We start from the raw sequence: 18,504 nt of genomic DNA, 5'->3' as shown, positions 1-18,504 counted from the left end.
GACGGCCGTCCCGCGCCGAACGGGCCCTCAGCCCGCGTACACGTCCTCGACGAAGCGGCCTGCCTCGACCAGGCCCTGCAGCCAGTCCTGCGCCTGCCGCTCGTCCGCCCCCGGCGTGCGCTCCCGGTAGAGCGCCCGGAAGGCCTCCCGCACGCCGGGCGCCATCCGGGCGCCGTCGCCGCACACGTACACCTCGGCCCCGGCGGCGAGCAGCTCCCAGACCTCCGACGCCTCGGCCGCGATGCGGTCCTGGACGAAGCGCCGCCCGTCCTGCGGCCGCTCGCTGAACGCGGGCCGCATCGAGACGGCGCCGGCCCGCTCGGCCTCCTCCAGCTCGGCCCGGTGCAGGTAGTCCGCGTCCGGGGCGTCGCAGCCGAAGTACAGCAGCGCCGGGGCCAGTTCGGCCCCCGTCCCGAGCAGCGCGCGGCGGTCGGCGACGGCGCCGCGGAAGGGCGCCAGGCCGGTGCCGGCCGCGATCATGACCACGGGGGTGCGGTGGCCGATCCGGAACGCCTCCCGGCAGGGCCGGACCCGGGCCAGCACGGTGTCGCCGACGGCCAGCCGGGCGAGGTGGCCGGAGCCGGTGCCCCGGAAGGTGCCCCGGCCCGAGCGGGCGGGCGCGTCGAGCACCGAGACCATCAGGTCGACCTCGTCCCCGTCGACCGACGGCGAGGAGGAGATCGAGTAGTGCCGCGGCCGGATCGCCGGCAGCAGGTCCAGCAGCACCGGCCAGCTCAGCGCCTCCCGCAGGGCCGGGTGGTCCTCGACCAGGTCGAGCAGCGTGCGCGGGTCGTCCGCGGGCAGCGCCCGCAGCGCGGCCTGCTCGGGCGGGCAGGGGTTGAGCCCGGCCAGCACCGCGCGCTGTTCGGCGGTGGGGCGGTCCTGGAGCTCGACGTGGTGGGTGAGCAGTTCCCGTACGGTCAGCGGGCGGTCGACGGCGGGGCCGGTGCGCCGGTGGGCGACGATCCCGAGCACGGTGTCGAGCTCGGCGCCGAACAGCGCGGCGGCGCGTTCGACCAGGGCGGGGTCGTTGGCCGGGAGCACGGTCAGGTGGTCGGCGGTCCGGTAGTCGGTGCCGTCCGGCAGGGCGAGCCGGACCAGTCGCTTGACCCGGTGGTAGCCGGGGTCGGTCAGGCTGTCGACGGCGGTGACGGTCAGCTCGCTCATGCCGTGCCGGGTGGCGAGCGCGTGCAGCGGGCCACCGACCAGCTCGGTCACGGTGAACCCGGCCTCCTCCCGGGGCGGGGCCACCGCCTCGGCGTCGCCGTGGCGGGCCAGCAGCAGCTCGACGAGTGCCTCGGTGAACTCCCCGACCGTCCCGGCCAGGTCACCGGAGGCGTCGGCCTCGGCACGGGCGAGCAGCCGGGTGCCGCCGAGGGCGCCGAGGCGCTCGTCGATCAGGGTGGGGACGCGCTGGTAGGTGGCGGCGTAGGTCCGGTCGCCGATGCCGAGCACCGCGTACTCGACGCCCTCGGCCGCGCCGTCCGGGGCCTCGCCCAGTCGGCGGACGAACTCGGCGGCGTCGTCGGTGGGTTGGCCGTTGTAGGAGGCGGCGGTGATCACCACCGGCCGGTCGGTGGGCAGCCCGTCGGCGTAGGCGTCGAGCGGCGCGACCACGGTGTCGCAGCCGAGTTCGGCCGCCGTGTCGGCGAGTTGGCGGCTGAACTCGCGACTGGCACCGTAGTTGGAGCCGTGCAGGAACAGCAGGCCGGTGCCCTGGCGGACCCGCGCGGCGCGTTCCGCCGCGGGCGCGGCGCCGACCGGCCTGGCCGCCTGCGCGGTGGCGGCGGCACCGGCGAGCGGCGCGGGGGTGCGCGGGGCGAGGGCGAGGGTGAAGTCGTCGGGCTTGATGGTGAGCGTCTGCTTGAGGGTCAGCCGGTAGTCGGCGTGGTCGATCAGCCGGTAGCGGTGGACCAGCATGCCCAGCAGCATGGTCGCCTCGTGCAGCGCGAACTGCCGCCCGATGCAGGCGCGTTCGCCGGTGCCGAAGGGCTTGAAGGCGTGCGGCGAGCGGGCCGCCTCGCGCTCGGGGTCGAAGCGGGAGGGGTCGAACAGCTCCGGGTTGTCGCCCCAGGCCGGGTCGCGGTGCAGCATCGGGGTCAGCACGAAGATCGGCGTCCCCGGGCGGACCGGGATCCGCCCGCCGAGCCGGGTCTCCGCGCGCGCCTCCCGGCTGAACTGGGGCGCCGTGGGCCACAGTCGGAGCGCCTCGTTGAGCACCTGCCGGGTGTACCGCAGCCGGCCGACGTCCTCGTAGGAGGGCTCCGGGTCGGCCAGGTCGCCCCAGAGCGCGTCCACCTCCTCCTGGACCAGCCGGAGTTCGGACGGGTGCTTGGCCAGGTAGTGCAGCGCGAAGGAGAGCGCTCCCGAGGTGGTCTCGTGCCCGGCGATCAGGAAGGTGATCACCTGGTTGCGGATGTTCTCCATGTCCAGCTTGGTGCCGTCGGCGGGGTGGACGGCCCCGAGCATCAGACCGAGCAGGTCCTGCGCCGGACCGGCCTCGGCACCGCTCCCGGCCCGGGCGGCGATCACCTCGTCCACCACGCCGGCCAGGTAGTCGGCGTCCCGCCGGAACGCGGCGTCGCGCTCGCGGTGGTCGAGATCCGGGTCCCGGGTGAGCTTGGTCATCGCCCACTCCAGGCAGCGCACCATCGCCTCCACGAACGGGTGGGGCTCGTCCCGCTCGAAGGAGCCGAAGTCGAAGCCGAACCCGGCCAGTCCGATGGTGTCCAGGGTCATCCGGGTCATGTCGCCGGGCACGTCCACGGTCAGCCCGGCGGCCGCGCGGCGGTCCCAGGCCCCGATCACCCGGCGGGCCACCTCCAGCATCACCGGGTGGTAGGTGCGCATCGAGCCCAGGGCGAAGGCGGGCATCAGGATGTCGTGCGCCCTGGCCCAGTTCGGCTCGTCGTTGTAGGCGGTGAACAGGCCGTCCCCGGTGAACTCCCGGACGTTCTCCAGCGCCGGGCCGACGGCCTTGGTGAAGCGCTCCTCGTCGGCCAGTTCCTCCACCAGCTCCAGGCTGCTGACGACCAGGATCTCCCGGCCGTGCAGGCGCTGGAAGAACGCGGGACCGTGGGTTCTGGCGAGTTCCATGGTGCGCAGCACGGGGACGCTGACCGGCGGCAGGTCGGAGATGTCCACCAACGGGACGCCCGGGGCGCCGGCGCCGGCGCCGGTGTGCCCGTAGGCGTCGGCGCCGGCCCGGAAGGCGGGCATGGCCTCGGCGGTCGGTGTCGCCGGCACGGCCTCGGTCGTGGTGTCGGTCATCGGTAGGTCCCTCCCACGGCAGGAAAGTTCTCGGTATCTCCACTCTCCGCCCTCGTCAGGAGCGCCGGACCTCGATCACTACATGATTGTGTAGTACCGACGGCTGCACGAGACTTGCCCACGGCCTGTCAGATCTGGCGTGGGCGGCGGCCGCGGGGAGGAGAAACGATGATCCGACCGACCGACGGCTGCGGTCCGGCGCCGGGCACCCGCCTGGACGCCGCAGTGGTCTGGCGCAACCGGGCGCTGCGTCTGCTGGACCACAACCCGGTGCCCATCGCGGTCTGCGAGTGGGGCGGCCGGATCATGATCGTCAACCGCGCGATGGCCGCCGAGTTCGGCGGGCTGCCCGGGCAGTTGCGCAACCGCCGGATCCTGGAGTACTTCACCCTGCGGGACGACACCTCGCTGCAGACCCTCGCCGAGGCGATCCGGCTGCACCGCCGCTCGCAGTACTCCGTCGGGGTGTCCTGGACGCCCGCCGGCGGCACCGAGCGGCAGGGCGAGATGACGGTCGACCTGGTCAGCGACACCCCGGAACAGACCCCGAACATGCTGCTCTCGCTCCGCGCCCTGGCCGAACCGGCCGCCCGCCCGGAGCTCCCGGCGCCGCCCCCGCACCCGGAGGCCAGCCCGATCGAGGCCCGCATCCTGGCCGCCGCCGCCCGGGGCGCCACCACCGCCCGGATCGCCAAGGAGATCGGCCTCACCGCGGACGGCGTCAACTACCACCTCACCCGCCTCGCCCGCCGCTGGCAGCTCCCCAACCGCACGGCCCTGGTCGCCCGCGCCTACGGCCTCGGCGTCCTCGACCCGGACTCCTGGCCCCCGGAACCGGCGCGGCCGCACTGACGGGGCCGGGGCCCGCGAACGGGCGTACCTGACTGGCCGTCACCCCCGGCGCGTGCTCTCGTGAGGCACATGTCCACTTCATCCCCGGCCCGCCTGGCCGCCCCGCTCCTCGCCGTCCCGCTCCTCGCCGCTGTGCTCGCCCTCGCGGGCGCGGCGCCCGCCACCGCCGCCGTGCTCCCCGCCGACGTCACCGCCGAGCAGTGCCAGGACGCCGGCGGCACCGTGCAGGGCGGGGGCTACTGCGTGGGCGCCGTCGGCGAGGACCAGTGGGGGGCGGACATCGACGGGCAGGGCATCGCCTGACCCCCAACGCCCGTCACCGCCGCCCGGCGCCGACGCCCGCCACACGCCCGCCGCCCCCATCCGCCGACGCCCGTCGCACGGCCCGGTGTCACCGCCGGGTCACCGCGGTGTCGGCGGATCGTCGCAGCCCGGTAGCGGACCGGTAAAGCCTCCACCCCCCGCCCCTCCCCCGCGCTGACCAGGCGCTACGCTCTGGGCCGCGCCGCGCCACGGGGGCCGGCGGCACCACCACGGGGGGACCCACAGTGCGCTACCTGGTCCGCGACCGCATGTTCGCCTTCCACGAAGAGGCCTGGATAGAGACCGAGCACCGGGAGAAGCTCTACCGGGTGAACCGGAAGTTCTTCCGGCTGCGCCGCACCTTCGCCCTGGAGGACACCCGCGGCGAGCACGTCGCGAGCATCGTCCGCAAGGCCTTCACCATCCACCACACCCTGCTGATCAAGCAGAACGGCGAGCTGACCGCCAAGATCAGCAAGAAGATGTTCACGCTCTTCGGCGACCGGTTCAAGGTCCGCCTCGGCGACGGCCGCCGGCTGCGGATCAACGGCAACCTGTGGGACCGCGAGTTCGACATCCAGCACGAGGGCACCACCCTGGCGCACGTCTCCCGGCGCTGGTTCACCATCCGCGACGCCTACGCCGTCGACGTCCTGGAGCAGCAGGACGCCCTGCTGCTGGTCGTCCTCGCGGTCTGCGTCGACCACGTGCTCCAGGACGCCAAGGGCGACCGGCTGACCAACCTCTGACGACCGGCCGCCCGCCCCGGCCTGCCGGTCGTCAGGAGGCGCCCAGGACCACCGGGTCCTCGGCGAGCTCGGCGAGCAGGGCGTCCAGCTTGGCCCGGTCCACCGAGGGCATCACGAAGACGTGCACGTAGCTGCGCCGGGTGGTCTCGTCGCCCGGGACCATCACCACGTCCTGGGAGGACAGCGACCACTTGGCCACCAGCTCCGGGCTCGGCTTGCGGAACCGCACGGTGACCGCGCCCGGGGTGCGGGCCGGCCAGAGCTCGACGCCGAGCTCCCGCTCCATCGCGGTCAGGCGCCGCTCCAGGTAGGCGGCGAGCTCCTGGGCCTCGCGGATCCGGCCGACCTGGTCGCGGTAGGAGTACCGGGACAGGTGGTCCCAGAGGATCAGCGGGGAGAACCCGTTGCGGGAGCCGGCGAAGGTGGTGTCCGGCGCGCCGATGTAGTCGGGCTGGGACGGCGGCGAGATCTGGTACTTCACCTTGGTCATGTAGATGCCGCACGGCCACGGCGCGCCGGCCCACTTGTGGCCGCTCATCGCGATCGAGGAGACCATGTCGACCTCGCCGTGCCCGGCGGTGGGCAGCCGCAGCCCGAAGTCGAACTCGGGCAGCTCCGCCTCGGGCGTCCAGCCGTACGCCTCCGGATCCTGGGCGGCCAGCCGCAGGAACGGCGCGTAGCCTGCGCCGAGTGCGCCGTCCACGTGGATCCAGAAGCCGCGGCGCACGTCGACCAGTGGACGGCCGGTCCGCGGGCAGCTGCCGTAGACGACCTCGCGGCGCACCAGCCCGTGCCGCTCGAAGATCGGCAGCAGCCGCTCGCAGACCGCGCGGACGTCGTCGTGGGCGCCCTTGAAGGTGCTGCCGAGGTTGAGGTTGACGAAGACCGGGTGGCCCTTGGCGGCGAAGAACTCGACCAGGACGGCGAGCGCGTCGACGTCTATCTCCCCGGTGCCGTCCCAGGACAGGCCGGACGGGCCCGGGCGGGACGGCACCTCGGTGGGCCAGTCGCGGCGGCCGGTCACCGGGTCGACCAGCGGGCACTCGTCCGGGTACTTCTCCAGGCCGACGGCGTGGAAGGTCTCCACGCCCAGCACGGCGACGGCCTTGGCGAAGGAGTAGTGGGTGTCCTCGGAGTAGAACGCCACCGGGTGGTGGGCGTTCGGGTTCCGCCGGTCGGGGTCGGCCTTGACGTAGCGCACCGCGTCCAGGGGCTCGGTCGGCGGCTGGATCAGCGCCTTGCCGCTCAGGTAGTCCCGGGCGTTCCACAGGGCGTACATGTTGCCCTCGGTGGAACCCATGGACAGCATGTAGCCCCAGTAGGACTCCGGGTCGGCCGGGTCGTGCGGGCGCTCGGCGTGCCAGAGCTTGGCGTAGTAGTCGAGCACGGCCCGCTCGACGACCTTGGTGTTGGGCTTGTAGCCGCCGCTCTGGAACGGGTCCCCGAGGTTGTTGATGTTGTTCGGCAGGAACCGGGCGAGGTCCAGCGCGGTGCCCTGCATGTCCTGGGTGGCCTGGTAGCCGACCAGGTGCTTGCGCTTGCGGGTCAGGTACTCGTCCACCGCGTCGAGCGCGCGCAGCCGCCCGGCCTCGTCCAGACCGCCCTCGGGGAGGGCGAAGTCGCCGCCGTCCAGCTCCGGACCGGGGTCGACGGCGGTCGCGGCGGAGGGGAAGGCGGTCGGGCTCATGGGCGGGGCGCTCCGGAGGTGCGGGGACGACGGCGGGAGGTCGCCACCGTCACCCTGGGTGCCGGGGAGGACCGTCGGTAAGGATGGAACTTTCGGGCGCCCGGGGGAAGCCCTTCCGAAGAACATTCGGTTCCGGGTCGATCAGGTTTGCGAATCTGCGGAACGGGCTGGGATCCTGGCAGGCATGCCGAACAATCCGCAGGTCAGGCGCTCACCCCTCGACGACGTCGACCGGGCGATCGTCCGCGCCCTGGCCGACGACGCCCGCCTCCCGAACAACGCCCTCGCGGCCGCCGTCGGCATCGCCCCCTCCACCTGCCTGGCCCGGGTCCGCGCCCTCCGGGACCGCGGCATCATCCGCGGCTTCCGCGCCGAACTCGACCCGGCCGCGATCGGCCTGCCGCTCCAGGCGATGATCTCGGTGCGGCTGCGCGCCCACACCCGGGAGCAGAACGAGAGCTTCCGCAGCACCGCCCCCGACCTGCCCGGCGTCCTCGCCGTCTTCCACATGGCCGGCTCGGACGACTACCTGCTGCACGTCGGCGTCGCGGGCCCCGAGTCGCTGCGCGACTTCGTCGTCGACCACCTCACCACCCACCCCGCGGTGGCCCAGACCCGCACCAACCTGATCTTCGAACAGATACCGGGCCGCCGCTACCTCGCCCCCGGCCCCTGACGGCCGGCCCGCCCGCCACTCCGACGAACCGTCAGGTCCGGTCGACCGCAACCGATCCCGCCCCCGCTGCGTGGTACGACCCGACGTCCCGATGACCAGTCACCCAGGAAGGCGGAGCATGCCCATCTCGCTGAACCACACCATCGTCCCGGCCGTCGACAACGAGGCGGCGGCGCGCTTCTTCGCCTCCGTCATGGGCCTGGACTACCCCGGCCCCGACCGGCACTTCGCGCCGGTGCGGGTGAACGACTCGCTGACGCTGGACTTCCTGACGACGGCGGACCCGTCCGGCCACCACCTGGCCTTCGACGTGGACCCGGACACCTTCGACGGGATCCTCGACCGGCTGCGGGCCGCCGGGGTGCCCTACGGCGACGACCCCCGTGAGCCCGGCAACGGGCGGACCCACCACCCGCTGTGCGCCCGCGGGCTGTACTTCACCGATGACGCCGGGAATCTGTACGAGGTCATGTCGCCTGCCTAGTGGTGCGTTCCGGAGCGAGGGGGCGCCGGGTCCGGGGGCGGCTCAGGCGGCGGTGTCCGCCAACTCCCGGCTGCGGCCCGCCCACCGGACCACGTGGGGCATGGCGAGGCCGGCCGCGACGAACACGCCGCCCATCATGAGCCAGCCGGGCGCCCCCCAGGTCACGCAGAGCAGGCCCAGCAGGCTCGGTGCGACGGTGTAGCACAGGCCCATGCCCATGCCGAACACTCCGGAGTACTGGCCCTGGGCGTGTGCGGGAGCCAGCCGGAACCGCAGTTCCAGCGACCCGGCCGCATGCCACAGCGAGCCCACCGTGTGAACGGCGACGCCCACCGTCATGACGGCCACGGCGGCCCAGCCGGGTACTCCGGAGGCCGTCGCGATGACCGCCATGCCGACCATGAACGCCAGCCCGGCGCGGCGGACGGCCCGGCCGGCGACCGTGCCGCCCCTGACCCCGCGACCGGTCCGGATCTGCAGCAACACCACCATCACGGTGTTGACGGCGATCGCCGGACCGACGAACCACCGCGGTGCGTCGGTGTGCAGGACCACCCACAGCGGCAGCGCGAACGACAGCACCTCGCTCTGGATCCACAGGATGCCGTCGAGCACGACGAACGCCAGGTACGGCTTGTCCTTGAGCGCGATCCACCGGCCCTCCTCGCGCGGGGGCGCCAAGGGGGCGAGCCTGGGCAGCCCGACCAGGACGGCGGCACTGCCGATGAACGTCAGCGCGTTGCCGAGGATGAGGACGCGGTAGGCGAGGTCGCTGTCGATCTGCACCACCGCTCCGGCCGCCATCGCGCCGAAGGTCCCGGCGAGCATGGCCACCGAGCGCAGGTAGGAGCGGAACCTCGGCACCTCGTCACCGCCGAAGCGGCGGATCAACGGGCCGCGGGCCGCACCGCCGGACGCGCCGGCGAGGTCCGTCACGGCCACGGCCAGCGTGAACGCCAGGAACGAGTGGGCGAACAGCAGCGACAGCATGGACAGCGCCTGGATCAGCAGAGTGACCACGAAGATGTCCCGCGGGCCGCGGCGGTCGGCCAGCTGTCCCACCGGGATCCCGGCGACCAGACCGACCACTCCCGCGAGGCCGAGAGCGAGTCCGACCTGCCCGACGGACAGCTGGATCACCTGATGGGCGTACAGCGGCACGGTCGCCAGGAAGGCCGCGGTGCCGAGCTGGTTGACGAAGCCGGCCAGGGCCAGCTTCCGCTGGGGACCGGACTCCGGCAGCAGCCCGCGCCGCACCGGCCAGGACGGGCGTGCGTCGCCGACTCCCCCGGGAACGCCGGCGGTTGACGTGGTGGGGGCTTGACTCACCCGGTACTCCGTTGTCTGTCGATCGTGTCGTGCCGGGATCACGGGTGTGCGGGTGAAGGCGGCGTGCCCCCACGCCGCAGGTCAACCGGTCGCGGGCCGCAGGTTGTTCATGAGCTGGCCGAGGGCGAACTCGAAGCGGTCGGGTCCGGTGCCGGAGATCAGCTCCGCGGCATGGCGTCGGGTCTGCGGGAACCGCTCGGCGGGCAGTGCGGTGAAGCGGTCCAGCAACTCCTCCCGGCTGAGCACCCATTCCTGATCCGGGTGCCCGCGCCGTCGCCGGACCAGCGACTGCTCCAGCGCGTAGGCGCTGACGTAGAGGGACATCGCGTCACGGGCCCAGCCGGCCGCCCTCGGCTCGATGCCGCCCGCGAGCAGGATCGCCAGGATTCCTTCGCCGACCCGCAGCGTCTCCAGGTTGGTCGACACCGTGGCCAGCGCGGCGCGCGAGACTCCGGGGTACTCCAGGTACAGATCGCGGATCTGCGTGTACACCCCGAGCAGTTGATCGCGCCAGGCGGCCGGATCCGGCTCCGGGAGTACGACCTCGGCGTAGAGCCGGCCGATCAGCAGGTCGTCGATGTCGTCCTTGTTGACGATGTGCGCGTACAGCGACGACGGACCGGTGCCGAGCACGGCGGCGACCCGGCGGATGGTCAGCGCGTCGTACCCCTCAGCGGCGACGACCTCCAGGGCGGCGTCGGTGATCCGTTCGACGGTGATCGGCTTCTTGCGTGGCGTCGGTGCGGCGGCCTCCGCCGCGGGTTGGGCGTGGCGGGCCGCGCGTCGCTGGCGGGGATCGGCGGGCATGTCGACCACTCTACCTTGACACGATCAATGTTCGTTGCGTAGAACTTAGATCGTCAGGACGAACAAAGTTCGTCCCGCTCTCCTGGAGGTGTGTGATGCGCGTTTCCGTCGTCGGAGCCGGCCTCGGAGGTCTGGCCCTCGCGCAGGGTCTGCGCGGAGCCGGGATCGAGGCCGAGGTGTTCGAGCGCGATCCGGGGATCGCCGCCCGGTTCCAGGGCTACCGGCTCGTGCTCGACCCGGTCGGATTCCAGGCGGTGCGCGACTGCCTGCCGACGCGCTGGCACCCGCTGCTGGACGAGATCGTCATGGACGCCTCCGCCGAACAGCTGTTCCTGGACCCGCAGTTGAACGAGATCGGCAGGCTCGGCGCGAGCCGGACCGGCATCGTGGTCGACCGGCAGGTGCTGCGACAGCTGTTGCTGACCGGCCTCACCGTGCACACCGATGCCGCCCTGACCGGCTACGACGTGCTGGCCGACGGCCAGGTCCGGGCCCGGTTCGCCCGCCGCGACCCGGCCACCGCCGACCTGCTCGTCGGCGCGGACGGCGTCACCTCCGCGGTCCGCGGGGTGCTCTCACCGCGGACCGCCCCGACCGACACCGGCGTCCGGTTCGTCATCGGCCGCACCCCGCTGACCGACGAGTTCGCCGACCTGTCCAAGGCCTACGGCTCGAAGATCACCGGCGACGGCGTCAGCCTGCTGCTCGGCGCGATGCGCTTCCGCACCCCGCCGCGGCAGGCCGCCGAGCGACTGGCCCCCGAGGTCACGCTGCCCGACATCGGCGACTACGTGCGCTGGGCCATGATCCTGCCGCCGAACGGGTCGCTGGAGGACCTGACCGCGCAGGACGCCGTGCTGTCCAGGATGGCAGGCTGGCACCCCCAGCTGCGCGCGCTGATCGAGCAGGCCGACCCCGACAACAGCACGCTGCTCTCCATCCGGGTGGTCGAGCCCGGCGAGCGCTGGGCCTGCGGCCCGGTCACGCTGCTCGGCGACGCGATCCACGCCACCTCCCCGACCGGCGGCAACGGCGCGAACACCGCGCTGCGCGACGCCGACCTCCTGCGCCGCCGCCTGGTCGAGGCCGACGAAGGCCGCCGTGACCTGCTCGGCGCGGTCGACGCCTACGAGCGGCAGATGTTCGAGTACGGCGCCGAGGCCGTGCGCAGCAGTCTCCAGAAACTGCCCGCCTTCGCCCCCGGAGCGAAGCTCTCCTGAGGCCGAAGCCACCGGACCGCTCCGCCCCGGACCGCTCCGCCCCGGACCGCTCCGCCCCGGGCCGGACGGGCTCCGCCCCGGGCCGGACGGACTCCGGCCCGAGGGCGCCCGCCGTCAGTGCAGGACGTCGAGGACGTTGTCCGCGTCGTTGACGAAGTAGACCGCGTCGTGGTCGAGGTCCAGCGCGAGGCCGAAGAGCGCGCCCGCTCCGGGCGGGCTGCCCTCGCTGTTGATCGTCTTGACCGCGACCTGGCGCCCGGCCCGGTCGGTCTCGACGATGTTGCCGTCCCCGCCGTTGACGGTGAGGATGTCGCCCCTGGGCGTGACCGCCATGCCCAGCGGGGCGTTGAGGTTGCCGCCCGAGGTGACGACCCGGCCGGTGCCGGCGCTGTCCTTGCGGGTGAACGCGTCCGGGATCGCGGTGATCCGGCTGAGCACCGTGTCGGCGACGTAGAGCGTGCCGTCGTGGAGGCCGACCCCGGTCGGGCCGACCACCAGGGCCGCCGGGTCCGCCCGCTGGCGAAGGTCGTCCGGGGTGCCGTCCGGGGTGATCTGGACCAGTGTGGTGCCGGTGCCCTGCAAGCCGGTCGGCGGGTTCGCCGCGTTGTTGAAGTTGCCGACCAGGACGTTGGCCCGGCCAGGAGGTCACGCTAGGCATCGGGCCGGTCACCCCGCGCGACATCCTCGGCCGAATGCCTCAGGCCCCCGGGGCTTCGATCCCGCCGACCAGGGCCCGGACCGTCGCCGCCGCGAATTCCTCCGGATCCGCGGGCACCAGCGCCTCGGTCGGGGCCTCCCCGGCGTAGAAGACCTCCAGGAAGGCCCGGTGGAAGCAGGCGCCGATCAGCAGCATCGCGGCGGCGTGCGGGTCGACGTCGGCGGCGATCCGGCCGAGCCGCTGTTCGGCGCGCAGGTACTCGGCCAGGTGGGAGCTGACGTGGTGCGGACCGGCGTCGTCGAGCTTGCGGCGGTGGGCGGCGAGCAGCTCGGGGCTGGCGAGCAGGCCGCCGGCCATCGGGAAGGACTGCCGGTAGAACGGCACGGCGATCAGCACGACCGCCTCCAGGTGCTCGCGCACCGAGCCCCGCCCGGCCCGGTCGGGGAGTTCGGCGACGGCCGCGGCCAGGCGCGGGGCGCGTTCGCGCAGGACGCGGACGAAGATGTCCTCCTTGTCCCGGAAGTGCTTGTACAGCGCCGCCTCCGAGCAGCCGGCCTCCCGCGCGATCTGCTTCGTGGTGGCGCGGACCAGTCCGACCGTGCCGATCAGCCGGGCGGCGGCATCCAGCACCCGGGCCCTGGTCAGCGCCCCGCCGGTGAGCGGCCGGCCGTCCTCGCGGTTCCCCTCGTTCGTCATGGGCACCAGCCTACCTTGACAGGTGGGTGAGCACTCACCCACCATGAGGAGGACAGCAGAAGTGAGCACTCACCCACCCCACGGGAGGGGCCATGAAACTCACCGTCCTGGGCGCCACCGGCGGCATCGGCCGCCAGCTGGTCACCCTCGCCCTCGCCGACGGACACCTGGTCACGGCCGCCGTCCGCGACCCGGCCCGACTCCCCCTCCGGCACGACCGGCTGACCGTGGTCAAGGCCGACGCCCTCGACGCCGCCTCGCTGGAGCCGGTGGTCGCGGGCGCCGACGCCGTCCTCTCGGCCATCGGCCAGGCCGGCCGGCGCGATCCACTCAAACCCGCCTCCAACTCCGCCCGCGCGGCGGCCGCCGCCATGACGGCCACCGGGGTGCGCCGCCTCCTGGTGGTCAGCGCCGCCCCGCTCAACCGCTCCGGGGCCGGGCAGCCGCTGCTCGCCGCGAAGGCCTTCGGCCCGCTGCTCTGGGCGGTGCTCCGGGACGTGTACACCGACCTGGAGGCGATGGAAGGCATGCTGCGCGCGAGCGACCTGGACTGGACGGCCGTCCGGCCGCCGCGACTGACCGACCGGCCGGGCCGGGGCCGCTACCGGCACGCCGTCGAGTCCGGGCCCGCCGGGTCCACCGTGCCGCGCGCCGACGTCGCCCGGGCCATGCTGGACCTGGTCACCGACCCGACGAGCTTCCGGCACGCGGTCGGCGTCAGCTCCTGAGCATCGCGAGCGGTGTTTACCGTTCCTCCACGGATGTGTCCGGGAAGTGGAGTTGGTGCGTCCTGACCCCTTGTCAGGCGGAACGTTCCTCCCTACCTTCGTGCTTCGGGATCCCGGCCCGCTCGGTCAGCCGCAGGGGCCGCGGCCCGCACCATCATCGGAGGCACGACAAGATCTGGAGGTTTCCCATGCCCGGAACCATGATCGAGGAGATCCGCGACGCGGGCCCGCTGCTGGTCGATGACGAGACCATCGCGTTCGAGGACGACGACCGCGGCGACCGCGAGGCCACAGCATGTCTCGCCGACCCGTGGGTGACCGCCACCACCCGCTTCGCCTGCGACTTCAACTCCTGACGGTGACCGGTTCCACCGCCGGACGCGGCGACCGGTCCGACGAGACCTGGTCGTACCTGAACGACCCGCGGATGCCGGCGGTGGAGCACGGTTGGAAGCTGCACGTCTCGGCCCGCCCCGGCGGGCTCGACACCCTGCTCGCCCTCGCCCTGCCCGTGCGCGCCCGGCACGTCTGCCACGCCAAGTGGGCGCGCGGCCCCGAGGTGCTGCGGGAGCTCAACTCCGGTGCGCGGAGCGCCGCTTCGGTCGGCAAGGCGCTCACCGTCTACCCGGCGCCGGGCACCGCCGTCGCACTGGCCGCGGAACTGGTCGCGGCGCTGCGCGGGCAGCAGGGACCGCAGGTCGTGAGCGACCGGCGGGTCGACCCCGACGCCCCCGTCTACTACCGGTACGGGCCCTTCACCGGCGACTACCGCACCGGGCCCGGCGGCCGCCTGGAGTCCGTCATGGTCGGCCCCGACGGCCGGGCCTTCGACGGGCTGGCGGCCGGCTCCTACCGGTGCCCGCCCTGGGCCGAGGACCCGTTCCCGCACAAGGCGGTGCCCACCCAGGACTCCCGCGGACTCGGCGGCGGCCGCTACCGGATCACCGGCGGCATCGCCCGCAAACCCCAGGGCAACGTCTACCGGGCGGTGGACCTGACCACCGGACGGCCCGTGGTCGTCAAGCAGGCCCGGGCCTTCGTCGCCGAGGACGAGTCCGGCGCCGACGCCCGCGACCGGCTGCGCAACGAACGGGCGGTGCTCACCGCCCTCGACGGCCTCCCCGGCGTGCCCCGGGCCCTCGACGCGTTCCGGCACCGCTCGGACGAGTACCTGGTGATGACCAGCTGCGGCGACCGGGACCTGCGCCGGGACGTCCAGGAGCACGGACCGTACGGGGCCGCCCGGCTCGCCGACCTGGCCCGCCGACTGCTGCGCCTGCTGGACGGCATCCACCGCCGGGGCGTGGTCGTCCGCGACCTCAAACCCGACAACGTCGCACTGGACGCCGAAGGCCGCTGCCACCTGGTCGACTTCGGCATCAGCGCGCTGGACGGCACCGGCCCGGACGGCTCGACCCCCGGCTACAGCGACCCGGTACGCCGCCCGCCCGGGCAACCCGCGCGGCCCGCCGACGACTTCCACGCCCTGGGCGCGACCCTCGGCTTCGCCGCCACCGGGCTGGATCCGGTGATCGTCGACGGCGACGCCGCCGTCAACCGGGAGCGCACCCTGGCCGGGCTGGCCTGGGCCCTGCCCGGCGAGGAGCACCGTCAACTCCGCTCACTGATCGCCGAGTTGACCAGCCCCGACCCGGCTGTCCGCACCACCGGCGCGGACCGGCTCCGCAGTGGTACGGCTGTCCGGACACCACCCCCGCCGCTGCCGCGCCGCTACCGGCTCGACCCCGACCGGCTCCGCGAGGTCGTCGAACACACCACCGCGTACTGCGTCGCCGAGGCGCACCGGATCGCCGACCCGGTGCTCGCCGCCCGAGCGGCCGTCCCGACGCCGATCGACGTCTACGGCGGCAGCGCGGGACTCGGCCTGGAACTCCTCCACCACCTCCACCGGCCCGGCGTGCCGGAGGCCGTGGCGGCGCTGGCCGAGTGGACGGCGGGGCAGTCCCGGCGGCTGTCCCCGGGGTTCTACTCGGGCCGCACCGGGGTCGACCTGTTCCTCGCCCGGGCCGGGTCGCCCATCGGCGGAGGCGAGGACCTGCCCGCCCACGGCCCGGACGGCGGACCGCCCGAGGCCGACCTGATCGAGGGCGTCGCCGGAATCGGCATCGGCCGGCTGCTGCTCGCCCGGGCCCATCCCGCCGGGCGGGACCGGCACCTCGCCGTCGCCGCCGAGTGCGCCCGGCTGCTGGCCACCGGCCGGGCCCGTCTGTCACCCGCCGGGGCGGACACGCCGGGCAGTGCCGCACTGCGCGAGGGCCTGGCACACGGCACCGCGGGCGTCGCCTACTTCCTGCTGGAGTACGGGAGCACCGGCGGCGACCGGGCCGACCGGCACCGGGCCGAGCAGGCCTGCGCCCGACTCGCCGCCGACATCCCGGCGCTGATCGCCCGGGCCACCGCGCCGGGGGCGACCCGCCGCTACGGCTCCTGGTGCCGGGGCCTGGCCGGGGTCGGATCGGTGCTGGTCCGGGCCGCCGACCGGCTGGCCGAACCCGGGTACCTGGACCTCGCGCGGAAGACCGCCCGCACCTGCGCCGCGCTCGCGCCCCGGATGCCGCTGGTCACCCAGTGCTGCGGGCTGGCCGGGGTCGGTGAGCTGCTGGTGGACGTCGCCGTCGCGTCCGGCCCGGGCACCGGCCCGGGTGGCGGTACCGGAGCCGAGGAGTTCTGGGACGCCGCCGACACCGTCGCGGCGATCCTCCTGAGCCGCAGCGGCGGCCCGCCGTCCCGTCCGGTGTTCCCGGACACCGGCCTCGCCCGGCCGAGCGCCACCTGGGCCGGCGGCTCCGCCGGGGTGCTCGGCTTCCTCCGCCGGCTGCACGCGCGGGGCGGGCCGCGCCTCGGCCTCCTCGACTGACGCCACACTTCGCCTCGGGCCTGTATCGGGGCCCGGTCAGCCCCGGAAGACCTGCCACTGCGTCGACGAGGCGTCCGTACGGGTCGCCCAGTGGCCGAGCGGCAGGGCCGGCAGCTCGGCCAGGGACGCATCACCGTCCAGCAGGTGCGCGGCATGGACCAGCTTCGGGCCGCCCTTCCACCACCGCGGCTCGGTGGCCGAGAACGCCTGCCAGTCCCCGTCCCGGTCGAGGAACACGCTCACCACGGGCTCCCCGCGGTGCACGCGCTTCGACACGAACACCGGCGCGTCCGGGTCAAGGGGATGCACCGGACCGCAGTCCGCATGCGACTCCGCGGTCACAACACCCTCCTCAGCTGGTCAGGACCCCATCCCAGCACAGCCCCCGCCACCCCGTCGCACCGGGTCCGAGCGGTCATGGGGTCCAGAGGGTCAGGGGTCCAGGGGGTCAGGGCACGATCTCGCCCTCGACCGCCGGCCCGGCCGCCGCCCAGTACCCGCGGTCCGTCGGCGGACGCGACCGCAGGTCGTCGCGGACCTGCCCGGCCAGCCGTCGGGTGTCCCGCCGGTTGACCGTCGCGCCGATGCCCGCGCCCAGCAGCAGCGGGGTCACGGACGGCAGCCGGCGCATCCAGCTGCGGGTGAGCCGGCGCCGCACCTGCTGGCGCACCTCCGCCCCCAGGGCCAGCGCCGCGAAGCCCGCCGGGCGGGTCAGCAGCATGGCGTCGATCCCCCGGCGGTTCGCCCAGGCCCCCAGGTAGGCCCCGGCCCGCTGGGTGGCACTGCCCTGCGCCGGGACGCCGTAGACCTCGTGCAGCTCGGCGATCAGCTTCACCTCCACGGCCGCGACCGCCAGCGTCTCGGCCGCGATCTCCAGCGGCATCGCGGGCGGCACCGGCAGCATGGCCGCCGCCCCGACGCCCGCGCCGAGGGCGGCGGAGGCCCGGGTGGCACCGGCCACCAGAAGGTCGGCCAGCCGCTCGGGGTCGGCCGCGTCCGGGTGCTGGGAGCGCAGGGTCGCGAGGTCGCGGACCGGGATCCGCGGCGCCGTACGCACCAGCTGCTCGGTCAGCGCCTTGCCGCCGAGCGCCGCGCCCCGGGCCGCTGCCCGCCCCCCGCTGCCCAGCCGCCCGGCCACGCCCGCCACCAGCGCCCGCCCCCGCCCGCGCTCCGCGTGGTACTCGGCGACCTGCCAGGCCCCGGTGGGCTGCTCGGCCCCCTCCACCAGCTCGGCGAGGCCCTCGGCCAGACCCCCCTCCGGACCGGACTCCCCCCGGGGAACGGGCCCGGGACGCACCGGACCGGAACGGTCCGGCCGCTTGAAGCGCCCCGGCTTTCGGAAGACTGCCATGCACTTCCGGTACCCCGTCCGCCCGCCCGACACGCCCTGCTCACCCATCTCCACACCACCCGGCACCTCTCGGTGACGAAGAGCAGCGGGCACCTGGCGGTGTTCATCGCCGCGTCGTTCCTCGGCCACCTCGCCTCCGGGTGGCTCTCCGACCGGACCGGCCGGCGTCCCCGGCGGACCGGGCGCGCAGTTCGCCGCGGCCCCAGGCGGCGCTCCGGCCCGCCTCGCCCGCACGGCGGGACCCGGCCGCGGCTGAGCGCCCCGCCCGGGACGGCAGCGCGCGCCGGGGGCGAGCTCGCCGGTGATCGTGACGGCGGTAGGGTCGGTGCCGAGAAGCGCGGCGGGACGCACCGGGGGAGAAGTCCGTTGAAGACCTTTTCGTGGGGCCGGCGGAGACCCCGCCAGGAGCCCGCGGAGCGACCGGTGGCCCGGCGCGACTACCTGCCCGGCGAGCAGGAGGCCCTGCTCATCGGCATCCTGCTCGGCACGGCGGCCGGTGTCAGGACGGACGAACGGTACGACGCGGCCTCGCAGTTGGAGGACTTCCCGTCCGACCAGGTGGTCGCGGCGCTAGCCGGGGTCGCCGGTGATCCGGCCCAGCCGGACGAGACCCTGGTGGACCTGTGCGCCGAGTCGCTCGCCGGGATCTGGATCCACCGCGGCGCCGTCGACCACCACCTGCTCGCCCGGCTGGGCCCGCGCGGCCGGCGCGAGGCGGAGCGCACGGTGGCCCACCGCGCGCCGGAGCTGCTCGCCCGCTGAGCGCGAACCGGACGACCGTGGGCCCGCCAGCACCGGCCGCCCGGCCCCCCACAC

The 18,504-nt window shown here is 74.4% G+C and carries 18 protein-coding genes; 10 read left to right on the top strand and 8 right to left on the bottom strand.

Annotation, left to right across the window (positions count from 1 at the left end; genetic code table 11):
- Nucleotides 1-27: 27 nt before the first annotated feature.
- A complete protein-coding gene (locus ACFXOZ_RS25695; protein ID WP_380592920.1) occupies nt 28-3,219 on the bottom strand; it encodes a bifunctional cytochrome P450/NADPH--P450 reductase in 3,192 nt (1,063 codons plus the stop codon).
- Between the two features lie 219 nt (nt 3,220-3,438).
- Between ACFXOZ_RS25695 and ACFXOZ_RS25690 the strand changes: the two genes are divergently transcribed.
- The 3 genes from ACFXOZ_RS25690 (at nt 3,439) to ACFXOZ_RS25680 (ending at nt 5,174) form a co-directional block, all read left to right on the top strand.
- A complete protein-coding gene (locus tag ACFXOZ_RS25690; protein WP_380527261.1) occupies nt 3,439-4,122 on the top strand; it encodes a LuxR C-terminal-related transcriptional regulator in 684 nt (227 codons plus the stop codon).
- A 69-nt stretch (nt 4,123-4,191) separates the two neighbouring features.
- Nucleotides 4,192-4,425, top strand: a complete 234-nt coding sequence (locus ACFXOZ_RS25685; RefSeq protein WP_380527263.1) for a hypothetical protein — start codon at nt 4,192-4,194, stop codon at nt 4,423-4,425.
- Nucleotides 4,426-4,670: 245 nt separating this feature from the next.
- Complete coding sequence (locus ACFXOZ_RS25680; protein ID WP_380397811.1) at nt 4,671-5,174, top strand: LURP-one-related/scramblase family protein; 504 nt, start codon at nt 4,671-4,673, stop codon at nt 5,172-5,174.
- A gap of 31 nt (nt 5,175-5,205) precedes the next feature.
- On the opposite strand, the gene ACFXOZ_RS25675 is transcribed toward ACFXOZ_RS25680, so the two are convergent.
- Nucleotides 5,206-6,861: a histidine decarboxylase gene (locus ACFXOZ_RS25675; protein ID WP_380527265.1), complete on the bottom strand. Its 1,656-nt coding sequence runs from the start codon at nt 6,859-6,861 to the stop codon at nt 5,206-5,208.
- Nucleotides 6,862-7,045: 184 nt separating this feature from the next.
- Between ACFXOZ_RS25675 and ACFXOZ_RS25670 the strand changes: the two genes are divergently transcribed.
- On the top strand, nt 7,046-7,537 hold the full coding sequence (locus ACFXOZ_RS25670) for an Lrp/AsnC family transcriptional regulator (RefSeq protein ID WP_380527266.1): 492 nt from the start codon (nt 7,046-7,048) through the stop codon (nt 7,535-7,537).
- Between the two features lie 118 nt (nt 7,538-7,655).
- Complete coding sequence (locus tag ACFXOZ_RS25665) at nt 7,656-8,021, top strand: VOC family protein (protein ID WP_380527268.1); 366 nt, start codon at nt 7,656-7,658, stop codon at nt 8,019-8,021.
- 42 nt (nt 8,022-8,063) lie between these two features.
- On the opposite strand, the gene ACFXOZ_RS25660 is transcribed toward ACFXOZ_RS25665, so the two are convergent.
- On the bottom strand, nt 8,064-9,350 hold the full coding sequence (locus ACFXOZ_RS25660) for an MFS transporter (protein WP_380592869.1): 1,287 nt from the start codon (nt 9,348-9,350) through the stop codon (nt 8,064-8,066).
- Nucleotides 9,351-9,431: 81 nt separating this feature from the next.
- Nucleotides 9,432-10,157: a TetR/AcrR family transcriptional regulator gene (locus tag ACFXOZ_RS25655; protein WP_380527273.1), complete on the bottom strand. Its 726-nt coding sequence runs from the start codon at nt 10,155-10,157 to the stop codon at nt 9,432-9,434.
- 95 nt (nt 10,158-10,252) lie between these two features.
- On the opposite strand from ACFXOZ_RS25655, the gene ACFXOZ_RS25650 reads away from it, so the two are divergent.
- The gene (locus ACFXOZ_RS25650) at nt 10,253-11,377 is read left to right on the top strand and encodes an FAD-dependent oxidoreductase (protein WP_380592867.1); all 1,125 of its coding nucleotides are present in this window, start codon (nt 10,253-10,255) and stop codon (nt 11,375-11,377) included.
- A gap of 114 nt (nt 11,378-11,491) precedes the next feature.
- Here ACFXOZ_RS25650 and ACFXOZ_RS25645 read toward each other — a convergent pair whose 3' ends face one another.
- On the bottom strand, nt 11,492-11,959 hold the full coding sequence (locus ACFXOZ_RS25645) for a hypothetical protein (protein ID WP_380592865.1): 468 nt from the start codon (nt 11,957-11,959) through the stop codon (nt 11,492-11,494).
- Nucleotides 11,960-12,074: 115 nt separating this feature from the next.
- On the bottom strand, nt 12,075-12,731 hold the full coding sequence (locus ACFXOZ_RS25640) for a TetR/AcrR family transcriptional regulator (RefSeq protein WP_380592863.1): 657 nt from the start codon (nt 12,729-12,731) through the stop codon (nt 12,075-12,077).
- 92 nt (nt 12,732-12,823) lie between these two features.
- On the opposite strand from ACFXOZ_RS25640, the gene ACFXOZ_RS25635 reads away from it, so the two are divergent.
- The 3 genes from ACFXOZ_RS25635 to lanL all read left to right on the top strand — a co-directional run bounded on the left by ACFXOZ_RS25635 (nt 12,824) and on the right by lanL (nt 16,337).
- Nucleotides 12,824-13,459, top strand: coding sequence for an NAD(P)-dependent oxidoreductase (locus tag ACFXOZ_RS25635; RefSeq protein ID WP_380592861.1), 636 nt, complete (start codon nt 12,824-12,826; stop codon nt 13,457-13,459).
- A 188-nt stretch (nt 13,460-13,647) separates the two neighbouring features.
- Nucleotides 13,648-13,815 (top strand): SflA family class IV lanthipeptide, encoded by a 168-nt coding sequence (locus ACFXOZ_RS25630; RefSeq protein WP_380397793.1) that lies wholly within the window; start codon nt 13,648-13,650, stop codon nt 13,813-13,815.
- Nucleotides 13,816-13,817: 2 nt separating this feature from the next.
- Nucleotides 13,818-16,337 carry a class IV lanthionine synthetase LanL gene (gene lanL / locus ACFXOZ_RS25625; protein WP_380592859.1) on the top strand — a complete coding sequence of 840 codons (2,520 nt, stop codon included), beginning with the start codon at nt 13,818-13,820 and terminating at the stop codon, nt 16,335-16,337.
- A 36-nt stretch (nt 16,338-16,373) separates the two neighbouring features.
- On the opposite strand, the gene ACFXOZ_RS25620 is transcribed toward lanL, so the two are convergent.
- Nucleotides 16,374-16,580 carry a hypothetical protein gene (locus ACFXOZ_RS25620; RefSeq protein WP_380527284.1) on the bottom strand — a complete coding sequence of 69 codons (207 nt, stop codon included), beginning with the start codon at nt 16,578-16,580 and terminating at the stop codon, nt 16,374-16,376.
- Between the two features lie 205 nt (nt 16,581-16,785).
- Nucleotides 16,786-17,688 (bottom strand): hypothetical protein, encoded by a 903-nt coding sequence (locus ACFXOZ_RS25615; RefSeq protein ID WP_380592857.1) that lies wholly within the window; start codon nt 17,686-17,688, stop codon nt 16,786-16,788.
- Nucleotides 17,689-18,111: 423 nt separating this feature from the next.
- On the opposite strand from ACFXOZ_RS25615, the gene ACFXOZ_RS25610 reads away from it, so the two are divergent.
- Complete coding sequence (locus ACFXOZ_RS25610) at nt 18,112-18,450, top strand: hypothetical protein (protein WP_380592855.1); 339 nt, start codon at nt 18,112-18,114, stop codon at nt 18,448-18,450.
- Nucleotides 18,451-18,504: the final 54 nt, after the last annotated feature.

This window comes from Kitasatospora sp. NPDC059160, from assembly GCF_042755465.1.
Classification (GTDB): Bacteria; Actinomycetota; Actinomycetes; order Streptomycetales; family Streptomycetaceae; genus Kitasatospora.
This window is presented reverse-complemented; position numbering and strand designations above follow the sequence as displayed.

What these genes read in the sequence shown, in the direction of transcription:
- ACFXOZ_RS25635 (WP_380592861.1), top strand. Translation starts at nt 12,824, where the DNA reads ATGAAACTCACCGTCCTGGGCGCCACCGGCGGCATCGGCCGCCAGCTG.
- ACFXOZ_RS25650 (WP_380592867.1), top strand. Translation starts at nt 10,253, where the DNA reads ATGCGCGTTTCCGTCGTCGGAGCCGGCCTCGGAGGTCTGGCCCTCGCG.
- ACFXOZ_RS25640 (WP_380592863.1), bottom strand. Translation starts at nt 12,731, where the DNA reads ATGACGAACGAGGGGAACCGCGAGGACGGCCGGCCGCTCACCGGCGGG.
- ACFXOZ_RS25690 (WP_380527261.1), top strand. Translation starts at nt 3,439, where the DNA reads ATGATCCGACCGACCGACGGCTGCGGTCCGGCGCCGGGCACCCGCCTG.
- ACFXOZ_RS25665 (WP_380527268.1), top strand. Translation starts at nt 7,656, where the DNA reads ATGCCCATCTCGCTGAACCACACCATCGTCCCGGCCGTCGACAACGAG.
- ACFXOZ_RS25630 (WP_380397793.1), top strand. Translation starts at nt 13,648, where the DNA reads ATGCCCGGAACCATGATCGAGGAGATCCGCGACGCGGGCCCGCTGCTG.
- ACFXOZ_RS25655 (WP_380527273.1), bottom strand. Translation starts at nt 10,157, where the DNA reads ATGCCCGCCGATCCCCGCCAGCGACGCGCGGCCCGCCACGCCCAACCC.
- ACFXOZ_RS25695 (WP_380592920.1), bottom strand. Translation starts at nt 3,219, where the DNA reads ATGCCCGCCTTCCGGGCCGGCGCCGACGCCTACGGGCACACCGGCGCC.
- ACFXOZ_RS25615 (WP_380592857.1), bottom strand. Translation starts at nt 17,688, where the DNA reads ATGGCAGTCTTCCGAAAGCCGGGGCGCTTCAAGCGGCCGGACCGTTCC.
- ACFXOZ_RS25685 (WP_380527263.1), top strand. Translation starts at nt 4,192, where the DNA reads ATGTCCACTTCATCCCCGGCCCGCCTGGCCGCCCCGCTCCTCGCCGTC.
- ACFXOZ_RS25675 (WP_380527265.1), bottom strand. Translation starts at nt 6,861, where the DNA reads ATGAGCCCGACCGCCTTCCCCTCCGCCGCGACCGCCGTCGACCCCGGT.
- ACFXOZ_RS25670 (WP_380527266.1), top strand. Translation starts at nt 7,046, where the DNA reads ATGCCGAACAATCCGCAGGTCAGGCGCTCACCCCTCGACGACGTCGAC.